We start from the raw sequence: 13346 nt of genomic DNA, 5'->3' as shown, positions 1-13346 counted from the left end.
AACCATGAAAATTCTATTAAGTAATGATGATGGTGTTCATGCTAAAGGGATAGCGGTGTTACATCAGGCATTATCACAAATTGCGGATGTCACCGTGATTGCGCCAGACCGGAATTGCAGTGGTGCCAGCCACTCTTTAACTTTACTCAACCCACTGAGAGCCACCACCTTGGATAATGGTTTTATCTCAGTGAATGGCACCCCTACCGATTGTGTGCACTTAGGGGTGAGCAAGTTGGTCGATGAGGTGCCCGACTTAGTCGTGGCCGGTATCAATAATGGCGCTAACTTAGGCGATGATACTCTCTATTCTGGTACCGTTGCCGCCGCCACTGAAGGTCGTCATTTAGGTTTGCCTGCTATTGCTGTGTCGCTGTGCTCGAAACAAGAAAATCACTACGAAACCGCGGCACAAGTGACCGTCGAAATCATTAAAAAACTGGCCAATCACCCATTACCCAAAGATCAAATTATTAATATTAATGTGCCTGACATCCCTGTACACGACCTGAAAGGGATGAAAGTGACACGGCTAGGGGCTCGTCATAAAGCCGACACCATGACCGAGCAGGTCGACCCTTGGGGGCGCAGTGTATACTGGTATGGCACCTTAGGTCATGAAAGCGATGCCGGTGAAGGCACTGACTTTCACGCCGTGAACAATGGTTATGCGGCGATCACGCCCTTAAAAGTCGATATGACGGCCCACGACAGTATTGATGCTGTAGCGAGCTGGTTATCTTAAAAAGGTGGCAAGGTGCTAAACAATTATCAAGGCAGTGCCAAAGCACTGGTTGAGTTACTAGAGCAACAAGGAGTGTCTGAGCCGCAAGTGCTCGATGCCATTGCTAATACACCACGACACCTGTTTGTCGATGAGGTGCTAAAGCATAAGTCATACGAGAACACCGCTCTGCCCATTGGCCAAGGCCAGACCATTTCACAGCCCTATATTGTGGCGAAAATGACGGAAGTATTACTGCAAGTTGGGGTGCAAGGAAAGGTGCTGGAAATTGGCACCGGCTCGGGCTATCAAACGGCGGTTTTGGCACAGCTATTTGAGCAAGTATGCAGTGTCGAGCGCCTTAAATCACTGCAATGGCAAGCGCGAAGACGCTTACACTTACTTGATTTGTATAATGTCACCATGAAACATGGTGACGGCTGGCTTGGCTGGCAAAATAAAGCACCATTTGCTGGAATTATTGTCACCGCTGCTGCCGAGCGTGTCCCCGATGCCTTGTTAGCACAGTTACAAGAAGGGGGGGCGATGGTGATCCCCATTGGCGTTGAAAGCCAAGTATTAACGCTGTTTGTAAAGCGTGGTGAGCAGTTTATTCGCCATGAGCTGGCTCCAGTACGGTTTGTTCCCTTAGTGGCAGGCGAGGTCAGCTAGAAGGGCTCCACCTATGCGGCCTTGGCTCTTTTGTCGATGACTTAACTAGTTGAAACGAATATATAAGTGAAAGCTGGCTAAAATTGCGTTAAATTAATAGGGAAGAAAGTTATTGGGATGCCGGAAAGAAGCAAACATGGGTGGTAGGGGAATTGTATTATTGTGTCTGGCAAGCCTGATCGGCGCGTGCTCATCGGATCACCGCCCTGCACCGGTTACTACTCTGCACTCTGGTAATACCACTTCGAAACATAAAATTAATATAATAGGAAATTCTTACAAAGTTAAAAAAGGTGATACTTTATTTGCTATTGCCTTTAGTGCAAATAAAGATGTTAGAACTGTTGCTAAAATCAACAATATTAAGTCTCCATATACCATTTACCCCGGTCAAACTATTTACCTCAACTATTCTAAAAAACAAAATAGAACGCAAAAAAAACAGTCAAGTGTAAATAGCCGCACACAATATTCGAAACGTAAAGTTAACAAAACCCCGAAAAAAGAACTTGATCGGTCAAAACAACGAGAGTATGTTCAAAGACAAGCCACTAAAAAATCGACCAATAGCAAAAGCTTGTATAACAATAAGGTACGTTGGAAGTGGCCAGCTGAAGGCAAGGTAACTCGGCGGTTTTCGGTTAAAGAAAATGGCTATAAAGGGTTAGAGATATCTAACCGACCTGGCACTTCGGTTAACGCTGCCGCTGGCGGTATTGTAGTGTATGCAGGTAGTGCATTAAGAGGGTACGGCAATTTAATCATTTTGAAACATACAGATGATTATCTAAGTGCGTATGCTCACAACGCTAAAATACTCGTTAAAGAGCAGCAAAAAGTTAAAGTTGGGGAAAAAATTGCCGAAATGGGTAGTACAGACGCTACTAAAACGGCACTTCGGTTTGAAATCCGTTTTAAAGGCCAAGCTGTAAACCCGGCAAAATACTTGCCTTAAAGTAAGTTAGTTCACAATGTCGTGCCGCTTACTTTTATTCGCATGGGGAGAATACTTATGGCTCAGACTGCAAAGTTACCTACCAAATCTACAACCGAACTCGATAACAACAAGTTCGACGAAAATACCATTGAAGAGCCTAAGGAAGAGCTACTTGAAGAGCTGGAAAACGATGAAGACGTGTTTGCCAAAGAAGAGGTCGTAAAAAACCTCGATGCGACCCAGCTTTATCTCGGTGAGATCGGATTTTCCCCATTACTCAGTGCTGAAGAAGAGGTGTATTTTGCCCGAAAAGCACTGAGAGGGTGTGAAGCGTCGAGAAAGCGGATGATTGAGAGTAACTTAAGACTCGTGGTTAAGATTGCACGCCGTTACAACAATCGTGGTTTAGCACTATTAGATTTAATCGAAGAGGGCAATCTTGGTCTTATTCGTGCGGTAGAAAAGTTTGACCCGGAGCGGGGCTTCCGCTTCTCTACTTACGCGACTTGGTGGATCCGCCAAACCATTGAGCGCGCCATTATGAACCAAACTCGCACTATTCGACTGCCTATTCACGTAGTGAAAGAGTTAAATGTGTACCTGCGTACCGCTCGTGAACTGACACAAAAGCTCGACCATGAGCCTACTGCCGAAGAAATCGCCGAATGTCTTGATAAGCCCGTTGAAGAAGTCAGTAAAATGCTGCGCTTAAACGAAAAGATCACCTCGGTAGACACCCCTATAGGTGGTGAGAACGACAAGGCTTTACTGGATATTATTGCCGACGAAAAAGGCGGTGGCCCTGAAATCGAAGTACAGAGCAATGATATTAATAAGCACATCGTAGATTGGCTAGGAGAGCTGAACCCTAAGCAACGTGAGGTACTTGCAAGACGGTTTGGTTTATTAGGTTATGAGCCATCGACGTTAGAGGATGTCGGTAGAGAAATAGGCTTAACCCGTGAACGGGTAAGACAAATTCAAGTTGAGGCGCTAAGAAGACTCAAAGATATCCTGCAACATGAAGGTTTAAATACCGAAAGCTTATTTGAGCAGCTATCCTAATATTGTTGTATTAGCTATAGAACGTAAAAAGCCGCTAGATAGCGGCTTTTTTTTGTGCTTGTAATCGAGAGCGTATTATAAGCTCTCGATTTTCGCTTTTTGCTCAAGCAGCTTGGCTTTAGCATCGCTGTACTCTGCCAGCTTCGCTTTTTCTTTTTCCAACACCGCGGCAGGCGCGTTATTAACGAACTTCTCGTTGGCTAATTTCTTCTCTACCTGAGCTAGGCCTTTTTCGGCTTTTTCTAGCTGTTTGGCAATACGAGAAAGCTCCGCTTCAACGTCAATCAGACCCGCCATTGGGATCATAATCTCTAAGTCGCCAATGTATGCGGTGGCTGATGCCGGAGCATCGTCTTTATTATCGAGCAGCTCAAAGCTTTCCAACTTAGCCAGTGCGCTCAAGAACGCTTGGTTTTCTTCTAAGCGGCGCTTATCTTCAGAGCTTGCACCTGCTAGCAGCACTTTTAAAGGCTTGCTTGGGCTGATATCCATTTCACCGCGAATGTTACGAATAGCGACGATGAATTGTTTTACCCACTCAAGATCCGCCATGGCAGTGTCATCAACCTGGCTGGCATCAAACTCAGGGAAGGCTTCTAGCATAATGGTTTTGGCTTCAACACCGGCGATAGGCGCCACACGTTGCCAAATCGTTTCGGTGATATACGGCATAAGTGGGTGCATTAAGCGCAATAAGCCTTCAAGTACGGTGATCAGCGTATGGCGAGTACCACGTTGCTGCGCCTCAGTGCCCTTAAACAAGATAGGTTTAGTTAGCTCAAGGTACCAGTCGCAGAATTGGTTCCAAGTAAACTCGTAAATGGTGTTTGCAGCTAAGTCAAAGCGATAGTTATCTAAGTGCTCAGAGAACTGCTTAACGGTGTTTTGGAACTGACCTAAAATCCAACGGTCGGCCAAGGAATAGGCTTTTTCATTGTCGTTGAAGCCACAATCTTGCTCTTCGGTGTTCATCAACACGTAGCGGCTAGCATTCCACAACTTATTACAGAAGTTACGGTAGCCCTCAAGACGGTTCATATCCCAGTTAATATCACGACCAGTTGATGCCATCGCCGCTAGGGTAAAGCGCAGCGCGTCGGTACCGTGTGCTTCAATGCCATCGGCAAAGGTCTTACGGGTATTTTTCTCGATTTTCTTGGCCAATTGCGGCTGCATCATGTTACCAGTGCGCTTGGTAACTAGGCTTTCCAAATCGATGCCGTCAATCATGTCTAATGGGTCTAATACGTTACCTTTAGATTTAGACATTTTATCGCCGTTTTCGTCACGAATAAGACCGGTAACATAAACGGTTTTAAATGGTACTTGCGGTTTGCCATCGTCATCTTTGATAAAGTGCATGGTCATCATGATCATGCGCGCTACCCAGAAGAAGATAATATCAAATCCGGTTACTAGGGTATTCGATGGGTGGAATACTTTTAGGTCATCGGTATTTTGTGGCCAACCTAAGGTTGAGAAAGTCCACAGTGCTGAAGAGAACCAGGTATCTAAAACGTCTTCATCTTGATTTAGGGCAATGCTTTCATCAAGGTTATGTTTGCTGCGCACTTCCGCTTCATCGCGACCAACATAGACGTTACCGTCGTTGTCGTACCAGGCCGGAATACGGTGACCCCACCATAGCTGACGCGAGATACACCAATCTTGCAGATCACGCATCCAAGAGAAGTACATGTTTTCGTATTGTTTTGGTACAAACTGAATATCGCCGTCTTCCACCGCTTTGATCGCCGGTTCGGCCAGCGGCGCAACACGAACATACCATTGGTCGGTCAGTAGTGGTTCAATGACTACGCCAGAGCGGTCGCCATAAGGTACGGTAAGACTGTGATCTTCAATTTTTTCAAGTAAACCCAGTTGCTCAAACTCAGCAATGATGGCTTTACGGGCATCAAAGCGGTCAAGGCCATGGAAGCGCTCAGGTAAAGGCGCTGACATAGACTCCAGCGGCTTACCATCAAAGGTAAAACACTCACCTGTAGTTAGGATTGCGGCATCTTTATTAAAGACGTTAATCATTGGCAGCTCATGACGCTTACCAACTTCGTTATCGTTAAAGTCGTGTGCTGGCGTGATTTTTACGCAACCGGTGCCTTTTTCCATGTCGGCATGTTCGTCTGCAACAATAGGGATACGACGACCCACGATTGGCAACAGAATTTCTTTGCCGATTAAGTCTTGATAGCGCTCATCATCTGGGTTTACCGCAACACCTGTGTCACCCAGCATGGTTTCTGGGCGAGTAGTGGCTACCACAATGTAGTCTTTGCCATCTTGCGTTTTAACGCCATCCGCTAATGGGTAACGCAGATTCCACATATGGCCTTGCTTATCTTTGTTTTCAACTTCTAGGTCAGAAATCGCCGTATGTAGCTTAGGGTCCCAGTTTACTAGGCGTTTGCCGCGGTAGATTAAATCGTCTTGGTAGAGGCGCACAAACACTTCTTTCACTGCCTCAGAAAGGCCGTCGTCCATGGTAAAACGCTCTCTGTCCCAATCGACAGAAGCACCTAGACGGCGCAGCTGTTTGGTGATGGTGCCACCGGATTGGTTTTTCCACTGCCAGATTTTATCGATAAAGGCATCACGACCGAGCTCATGGCGAGATTTACCTTCCTCTGCTGCCAGCTTACGTTCGACTACCATTTGCGTTGCGATACCAGCGTGATCGGTACCAACCTGCCATAGGGTATTATTCCCTTTCATGCGTTGATAACGGATCAAAGTATCCATAATGGTGTCTTGGAAGGCGTGGCCCATGTGTAGGCTACCTGTGACATTCGGCGGTGGGATCATAATTGAATATGCGTCGCCTTTGCCTGATGGCTTAAAGTAGCCATTTGACTCCCAGTCTTGGTATAAAGACTGCTCAATATCTTGCGGATTGTAGGTTTTATCCATTACACAGAACCCTAAAAAATGCTATTTCTCAATATCTTCAGTGGAAATTGTTGCGCCAAGCCCACGTAACTGTTTGAATCGTTCTCGTGCAGCTTGTTTGGCGCTGGCCTCGACCGGGACAAAGTCAAATACCTGGTCAAAGCGACGAATAAAGTCAGGTAAAGCCGTCGCAAGGTTAATCAATACCGGTCGCCGAGCAGCGGGGGGCATTAGCCCGATCTCTACTGGCGCTCCACCTTTGGGGCCTTCACCCTGGAGGTTATGTGGTACAAATCGCTCCGGGTTAAAACACCATAAGTGCTCATCAAAAAGGTGAGCGTCTTCGGTATTATTCACATTAACAAAAATGCGGTGACCAGCCTGATACAGGGTGGCCGCTGTTTGTGCTGCTAGATCAAAATGAGCCGGAACGCTAGCTCCCGGCTCATCGCTTTGTTTTAACACGTAAAAGCGCGCTTTGATTGTCATGATAATGGTACCAATTACGACGCGTGACTTTATAGTTTTCCTAAACCGGCGCGCAATCATGGCGACTGATTTAGGCTAATAAAGTTACCTGGCGCGACTGAGTTTAAACGTTAAACTTGCGCGACTTATATGCACATAAATAGGCCGCTATTTTGACACATAAAGGCAAGGCCATCAATCAACACCGAAAAGGTGGCCAGAAAAACCCTGTCGGGCTGAGAAAATACGCCCTGACAGAGAATATGTCACTGGCTTCAGGCTCCATAAAAGTCGCGGAATAAATCCACTGCTAGCAAATACGTCACCCTGAAATTGATCCAGGGTCCATAGAGGTCGCGGAATAAATCCGCTGCTACGGGTCTGGAGAGGTTATTGGCTTCGGTATTTAAAACACACTCACAATGTCGTAGCAGCGATTTTATATCGCGATGGTTTTACATGGACTCCGGATCAAGTCCGGAGTGACGGTTTCTGAGAGTGGTAGGCGCGATTTTACATCGCGCTAAAAGCTTTCGGCGTAAATCCGCTGCTACATAATTTGTCACCCTGAACTTGATTCAGGGTCCATAGAGGTCGAGGAATAAATCCGCTGCTACGGGTCAGGTGGTGTTTTCGATGACTAGAACACATGCACAATATCGTAGCAGCGACTTCAGGTCGCGATAAAGAGATATCGATGTCGGCGCAACGGGTTTACATGGATTCCGGATCAAGTCCGGAGTGACGGTTTGTGGTAGTAGTAGCAGCGATTTTATATCGCGATAAAGATCCCGGCGTAAAGCCGGTCCCACAAGGACTAAAGAAAGGGGGGGACGATTTGATATCGCGCTAGGTTTTGAGGTAATGCGTATTAGTTCATGTGATTTAGAAATTGGTTTGTGGCGACAAACAAAAAAACGCGCTGTCGAAACAGCGCGTTTATATTTTGATACCGTAGCAGCGATTGTATATCGCGATTGTTTTCATGATTTTATATCGCGATTGTTTTCACGACTTTACATCACGGACGTTTTCGTGATGATGTATCGCGTTGGCATTGCTGCTAGTCTTGCTGTGCGTCTGTGATATCGGCGCGATTTAACAAGTACTGCATTAACATAGGCACAGGGCGGCCGGTTGAACCTTTGTTTTTGCCGCTTTTCCATGCTGTGCCGGCAATATCTAGGTGAGCCCAATTGTACTTTTTGGTGAACTTAGATAAAAAGCAAGCCGCTGTGATAGTCCCAGCTGAGCGACCACCAAGGTTGGTAAAGTCCGCAAATGGGCTTTCTAATTGCTCTTGATAGTCATCCCATAACGGTAACTGCCATGCTCTGTCGCCACTTTGTTCCGATGCTTTTAATAGGTCGTGCGCCAGCGGGTTGTGGTTTGAAAGTAAGCCAGTCGCATGACTGCCCAGTGCCACAATACAAGCCCCAGTTAGGGTTGCCACGTCAACTACTGCTTCTGGGTCAAATGCTTCAACGTACGTGAGGGCATCACACAGCACCAAGCGGCCTTCGGCGTCGGTGTTAAGCACTTCCACCGTTTGCCCTGACATGGTGGTCAAAATATCACCTGGGCGATAGGCATCACCACCAGGCATGTTTTCGCAGCCTGCCAATACGCCAATCACATTTAATGGCAGCTGCATTTCTACCACCGCACGCATCAGGCCTAATACCCCAGCAGCGCCACCCATGTCGTATTTCATTTCATCCATGGCTTCGCCTGGTTTAATTGAAATACCACCGGAATCAAATGTTAAGCCTTTACCAACAAACACAATAGGTGCTTGGCCTTCTTCGCCACCGTTGTAGTGGATCACTGACATCACTGACTCATTGCGGCTGCCACGGCCTACCGCAAGGTAAGAGTGCATTCCCAGTTCTTCCATTTCTTGCTCGCCCACCAAGTTAACGGTGACATTATCAAAATCTTCAGCAAGCTGTTGTGCTTGTTCACCTAAGTAACGGGGATTGCAAATGTTCGGTGGCATATTGGCCACGTCTTTACATACTTTGCTACCGGCAGCAATGGCTAAGCCATGTTCAATAGCGCTTTCACCTATGGTCAGTTCACGTCTTGTGGGGACGTTAAACACGATTTTGCGCAGTGGGCGTCGTGCTTCGCTCTTCTTACTTTTAAGTTGATTAAAGGTGTATAAGCAATCTTGTGTGGTTTCAACTGCTTGGCGTACCTTCCAGTAGGTGTCACGGCCTTTGACGTGCTGCTCAGTTAAGAAGCACACCGCTTCCATCGAGCCGGTTTCGTTTAAGGTATTAATGGTTTTTGAAATAATCTGCTTGTACTGTTTATCATCTAACTCGCGCTCTTTACCACAGCCAACGAGTAGGACGCGCTCACTTAGCACGTTTGGTACGTGATGAAGTAGCAACACCTGTCCCGGTTTACCTTCTAAATCACCACGGCGTAATAGGTTTGAAATGTAGCCTTCGCTTATTTTATCCAGCTGTTCACCAATGGGTGAAAGACGACGTGGCTCGTACACGCCAACCACAATACATGCGCTGCGTTGTTTTTCTGGACTACCACTTTTTACGCTGAATTCCATTGCGACTCCTGAGTCTTAGTAATGTCTTTGAACTTTTTATGCCAATTAGCATTCCTAAAGTTTAAGTCATGAATATACTTAACCTTAGGTAGGATATTGGGCCACATTGGCATATAATAAAGTGACTAAAATAATCAGTTTACTCAATTTTTCCCACTATTCCAGTGAAACGAGATGTTTTATAGGGACGAACATTGCTTATTTTCCGCTATTTAACGGGTGAAGTACTGAAATCTCAGGTTGCAGTTTTTCTCACTCTAATGACAATTTTTTTGTCACAAAAGTTTGTGCTCATACTGGGTTCTGCCTCTGAGGGAGGAATACCTGGTAAGTTAGTACTTGCTTTGTTGACACTCAAGCTACCGCAATTAGCCGGGTACATTCTGCCGCTAAGTTTATTCTTGGGGATCATCCTCGCCTACAGTCGCATTTATGCCGACAGTGAAATGACGGTGCTCAAAGCGTGTGGCGTAAGCGAATGGTACGTGGTGCGAGTGACCTTGGTTTCAAGCGCGGTATTTGCACTACTTGCTGCGGTGATAAGCTTATATGTCGCACCGTGGGCCAGTGAAAAAGAATATCAACTGAAAGAGCAAGCGGATGCCGAATCCGGTCTATCGACGTTACGAGCTGGGCGTTTTCAGCAAACGGGGAATGAGAAAGCGGTGGTGTTTGTTCATGGTATTAACGAACAAGGGCGTGAGCTTGATAAAGTCTTTGTCGCGCAATTGCCAGTATCCGATTCTAATCAAGCTGCACGTTTAGTGTACGCCCAGAAAGGCGAAGTGATTGAGCTTGATAGTGGCGAGCAACAATTGTTGCTTCATGAGGGTAAACGTTATGAAACCGATGGCTTTAGCCAGGCCCTTAATCGCACTGAGTTTGGCTCGTACCAAGTACAAATTAAAGAACAAGAAATAGAGCATCAACGGCGCAAGCTCGAGGCCATTCCAAGCATGCAGTTACTTGCCATGGATACCCCAGAAGCCAATGCTCAATTTCAATTGCGGCTGTCAGTACCTATTTCTATTATCTTACTCACGCTATTGGCGGTGCCTTTAAGTGTGGTGAATCCAAGGCAAGGTAAATTTGCTAAATTAGTACCAGCCATCACCTTGTATTTGGGTTACTTTATTTTATTAAATGCCGGCAAATTTTTGCTTGCGGAAGAAAAAGTACCGGCATCCGTGGGACTGTGGTGGATCCATCTGAGCGTACTGTTTATCGGCACTTATCTCATTGCTAAAGGTCGTCCTTTTGGTGTGTGGGTGCGTTCGTTGTTGGTGAAACGGGAGCCGGTATCATGATGAAAACGCTCGACTGGTATTTAGGCCGCAGTATTTTGCAAACCACAGGGTTTGCACTATTGGTGTTTGTTGGCATCAATACCCTAATTAAATTTATTGAACAGTTGCGCTCAGTGGGCCGTGGTAGCTACGACTTACTTGGAGCCATGTTGTACACCTTATACAGTATGCCCAGTGATGTGGTGGTGTTTTTCCCCATGGCGGCATTAATTGGTGGCCTTATAGGGCTGGGGGCGCTGGCCTCGAGCAGTGAGCTTATTGTGATGCAAGCGGCTGGTTGGTCACGACTGCAAATCATTATGTCGGTAATGAAAACCGCCGTGGTGCTGGCCATTTTGATGATGGCGTTGGGCGAGTGGGGCGCGCCAAAAGCCGAGCAAACAGCAAAACGCCTGAAAAACGAGGCCATTTATGGTGGTGAAGTTTACAGCGCCCAACAGGGTGTGTGGGCGAAAGATGGCGGGAATTTCATTAATATTGCCAATGTCGAAAAAAGCGGTGAGCTTAAAGACATTGCGATTTATTACTTTGATGACACCCTAAACTTAGCCAAAATAGTTAGGGCTCAGTCGGCTAAAAGCATTGACAGCGGTTGGCAGTTGCAAGACGTTGAAGAAGTTCAGCTGCAAAGCGATAAAATCACCACCCATTATTCTAAGTCCATGCGTTATGAGTCTGAGCTTTCTGCTGATAGGCTTGGTGTGGTATCGGTAGAGCCAGACGCGTTATCCTTTACCGGGTTGTGGTCATTTTTAGGCTATTTAAAGCAAAATGACCAAGATGCCAGCAGCTATGAGCTTGCGCTATGGCGTAAAGTCATGCAACCACTGACGGTGGCGGTGATGCTGTTAGTAGCGTTATCTTTTGTATTTGGGCCGTTACGTAGTGTAAGCATGGGAGCCAGGATCATCATGGGGGTGATCACCGGCTTAGCTTTTCATTTGAGTAATGAAATTTTTGGTCCCATTGTGATGGTGTACCAGGTGCCACCTGTGGTCGGAGCGTTAATGCCAAGCTTGTTATTTATTGGCTTGGCGGTGCATTTATTGAAAAAGCGCAGCTAACAATTAAAAAGGGCGAGTTAAACTCGCCCTTTTTAATGCCCTGAGCTTAATACCAAATGTGGTATTAATCGAGACTGTTATAGACTTTTTTGTTTTCTTCTTTGCTTAATACCACCACTTCGGTGGCGCAAATTAAGTCTTGCAGCGCTCGCTTCTTTTTAAAATCGAACAGTACGATGATGTTTCCCAGGCCCAATAATGCCGATAAGCTACGAGCAATAGCTCGAGGCCAGCTAAGCAACTTACCATCAGAGGTTTGTACTTTTAAACGCCATGCCCGCATGCCAATGGTCTGGCCGCTTTTAGTCCAGAAGTAAGCGAAAAACAGCACCGCAACGGCCACCAATAATATGGCTCTAAGGCTATATAAAATAGGGTCTGCTTGGATGAGCGCGGACACGTCTTCATAGCTGCCAAGGCTGAGGATATCCATAGAGATAAGGCCATTGACCAGCAGTAAGTAAAGCACAGTCGTCAACATAGCAAATGCCACAACAACAAGGCCATCGTAGATAAGAGAAGCCAAACGGCGAGCAAATGGAGCTGGTGGAAAATCTGACATCTTTCGTCTCAAAATTGCATAGTTTCAGACTATTTTACACATAAACACAAAAAACGTTTACTGAATTCACGTATTTTGCTCAAATACCAAGCAGTTGGCTACCGATGACAAAAAAATTACTTGCCGTTCTTGGATGCCTTTGTATAATGCAAAGCATAGAGACGAAGGCAAATAAAAAAAGCCTAAGCTCAAAGTGGTTTTTCTTTATTTTCTCATCGTTTAGAAGATGAAAGAAAAATTATGCCAGTGTGATGGAATTGGTAGACATGACGGATTCAAAATCCGTTGCCTTCGGGCGTGGCGGTTCAAGTCCGCCCACTGGTACCACTTTTTAACCCGTTGAGTTATCAACGGGTTTTTTTATGTCTGAAATAAAGTGCAAGGCAGACTTATGCGCCACGCAGGTGGGTCGCGGAATAAATCCGCTGCTACGGGTTCAGTGTCGTTTGTAAGTTTGCTGCGTGGAATCCAGGCACGGCCTCGTAGCAGCGATTTTATATCGCGATTGCTTTCATGGTTTATATCGTAATGGTTTGACATGGACTCCGGATCAAGTCCGGAGTGACGGACTGTGGTAGGCGCGATTTGATATCGCGCTAAGAGATCCCGGCGTAAAGCCGGTCCCACCTCTGTGTTTTCTCACTATCACAACGATTTATCCTGAGCTCACATAGTTCGTCACCCTGAACTGGATTCAGGGTCCATCTCGAACCTCTGAGCCGCTCTTACCATAGACTTCGGATCAAGCCCGGAGTGACCGGAATAAATCCGCTGCTACAAATTGGGTGTCGTTTGTAAGTTTGGTGCGTGGAATCCAGGCACGGCCTCGTAGCAGCGATTTTATATCGCGATTGCTTTCATGGTTTATATCGTAATGGTTTTACATGGACTCCGGATCAAGTCCGGAGTGACGGACTGTGGTAGGCGCGATTTGATATCGCGCAAAGAGAACCCGGCGTAAAGCCGGTCCCACCTCTGTGTTTTCTCACTATCACAACGATTTATCCTGAGCTCACATAGTTCGTCACCCTGAACTGGATTCAGGGTCTACTGGGTCTGCGGAATGAA

10 protein-coding genes and 1 tRNA gene are annotated in these 13346 nt (G+C 46.3%); 7 read left to right on the top strand and 4 right to left on the bottom strand.

From position 1 onward, the window contains the following. Positions 1 to 4 precede the first annotated feature (4 nt). The 4 genes from surE (at position 5) to rpoS (ending at position 3398) form a co-directional block, all read left to right on the top strand. Positions 5 to 745 carry a 5'/3'-nucleotidase SurE gene (gene surE, locus R3P39_RS10575; RefSeq protein ID WP_336567403.1) on the top strand — a complete coding sequence of 247 codons (741 nt, stop codon included), beginning with the start codon at positions 5 to 7 and terminating at the stop codon, positions 743 to 745. 12 nt (positions 746 to 757) lie between these two features. Next, the gene (locus tag R3P39_RS10570; RefSeq protein ID WP_336567402.1) at positions 758 to 1396 is read left to right on the top strand and encodes a protein-L-isoaspartate(D-aspartate) O-methyltransferase; all 639 of its coding nucleotides are present in this window, start codon (positions 758 to 760) and stop codon (positions 1394 to 1396) included. Positions 1397 to 1532: 136 nt separating this feature from the next. Then, positions 1533 to 2351 (top strand): peptidoglycan DD-metalloendopeptidase family protein, encoded by an 819-nt coding sequence (locus tag R3P39_RS10565; RefSeq protein ID WP_336567401.1) that lies wholly within the window; start codon positions 1533 to 1535, stop codon positions 2349 to 2351. Positions 2352 to 2408: 57 nt separating this feature from the next. Continuing rightward, a complete protein-coding gene (gene rpoS, locus R3P39_RS10560) occupies positions 2409 to 3398 on the top strand; it encodes an RNA polymerase sigma factor RpoS (protein ID WP_336567399.1) in 990 nt (329 codons plus the stop codon). Between the two features lie 75 nt (positions 3399 to 3473). Here the strand turns inward: rpoS and R3P39_RS10555 are convergent, their stop codons facing one another. From R3P39_RS10555 to pepA, 3 genes are all read right to left on the bottom strand, one after another. After that, positions 3474 to 6323 (bottom strand): valine--tRNA ligase, encoded by a 2850-nt coding sequence (locus R3P39_RS10555; protein WP_336567397.1) that lies wholly within the window; start codon positions 6321 to 6323, stop codon positions 3474 to 3476. A gap of 21 nt (positions 6324 to 6344) precedes the next feature. After that, positions 6345 to 6791, bottom strand: a complete 447-nt coding sequence (locus tag R3P39_RS10550; protein ID WP_336567396.1) for a DNA polymerase III subunit chi — start codon at positions 6789 to 6791, stop codon at positions 6345 to 6347. A gap of 1042 nt (positions 6792 to 7833) precedes the next feature. Continuing rightward, positions 7834 to 9345: a leucyl aminopeptidase gene (pepA, locus tag R3P39_RS10545; RefSeq protein WP_336567395.1), complete on the bottom strand. Its 1512-nt coding sequence runs from the start codon at positions 9343 to 9345 to the stop codon at positions 7834 to 7836. A gap of 194 nt (positions 9346 to 9539) precedes the next feature. Here pepA and lptF point away from each other — a divergent pair, with 194 nt between their 5' ends. Both lptF and lptG read left to right on the top strand, forming a co-directional pair. Beyond that, complete coding sequence (gene lptF, locus R3P39_RS10540) at positions 9540 to 10652, top strand: LPS export ABC transporter permease LptF (protein WP_336567394.1); 1113 nt, start codon at positions 9540 to 9542, stop codon at positions 10650 to 10652. Continuing rightward, positions 10649 to 11716 (top strand): LPS export ABC transporter permease LptG, encoded by a 1068-nt coding sequence (gene lptG, locus R3P39_RS10535; protein WP_336567392.1) that lies wholly within the window; start codon positions 10649 to 10651, stop codon positions 11714 to 11716. Before lptF ends, lptG begins: the two co-directional genes overlap by 4 nt. A 64-nt stretch (positions 11717 to 11780) precedes the next feature. On the opposite strand, the gene R3P39_RS10530 is transcribed toward lptG, so the two are convergent. Next, positions 11781 to 12278 (bottom strand): RDD family protein, encoded by a 498-nt coding sequence (locus R3P39_RS10530; protein WP_336567390.1) that lies wholly within the window; start codon positions 12276 to 12278, stop codon positions 11781 to 11783. Between the two features lie 242 nt (positions 12279 to 12520). Here R3P39_RS10530 and R3P39_RS10525 point away from each other — a divergent pair. Next, positions 12521 to 12605 (top strand) — tRNA-Leu (locus R3P39_RS10525). Positions 12606 to 13346 lie beyond the last annotated feature (741 nt).

Origin of the sequence: Pseudoalteromonas sp. UG3-2 (genome assembly GCF_037120705.1) — a bacterium.
Classification (GTDB): domain Bacteria; phylum Pseudomonadota; class Gammaproteobacteria; order Enterobacterales; family Alteromonadaceae; genus Pseudoalteromonas.
The sequence above is the reverse complement of the archived record's forward strand: the minus strand, read 5'-3'. Positions and strand labels throughout refer to the sequence as shown.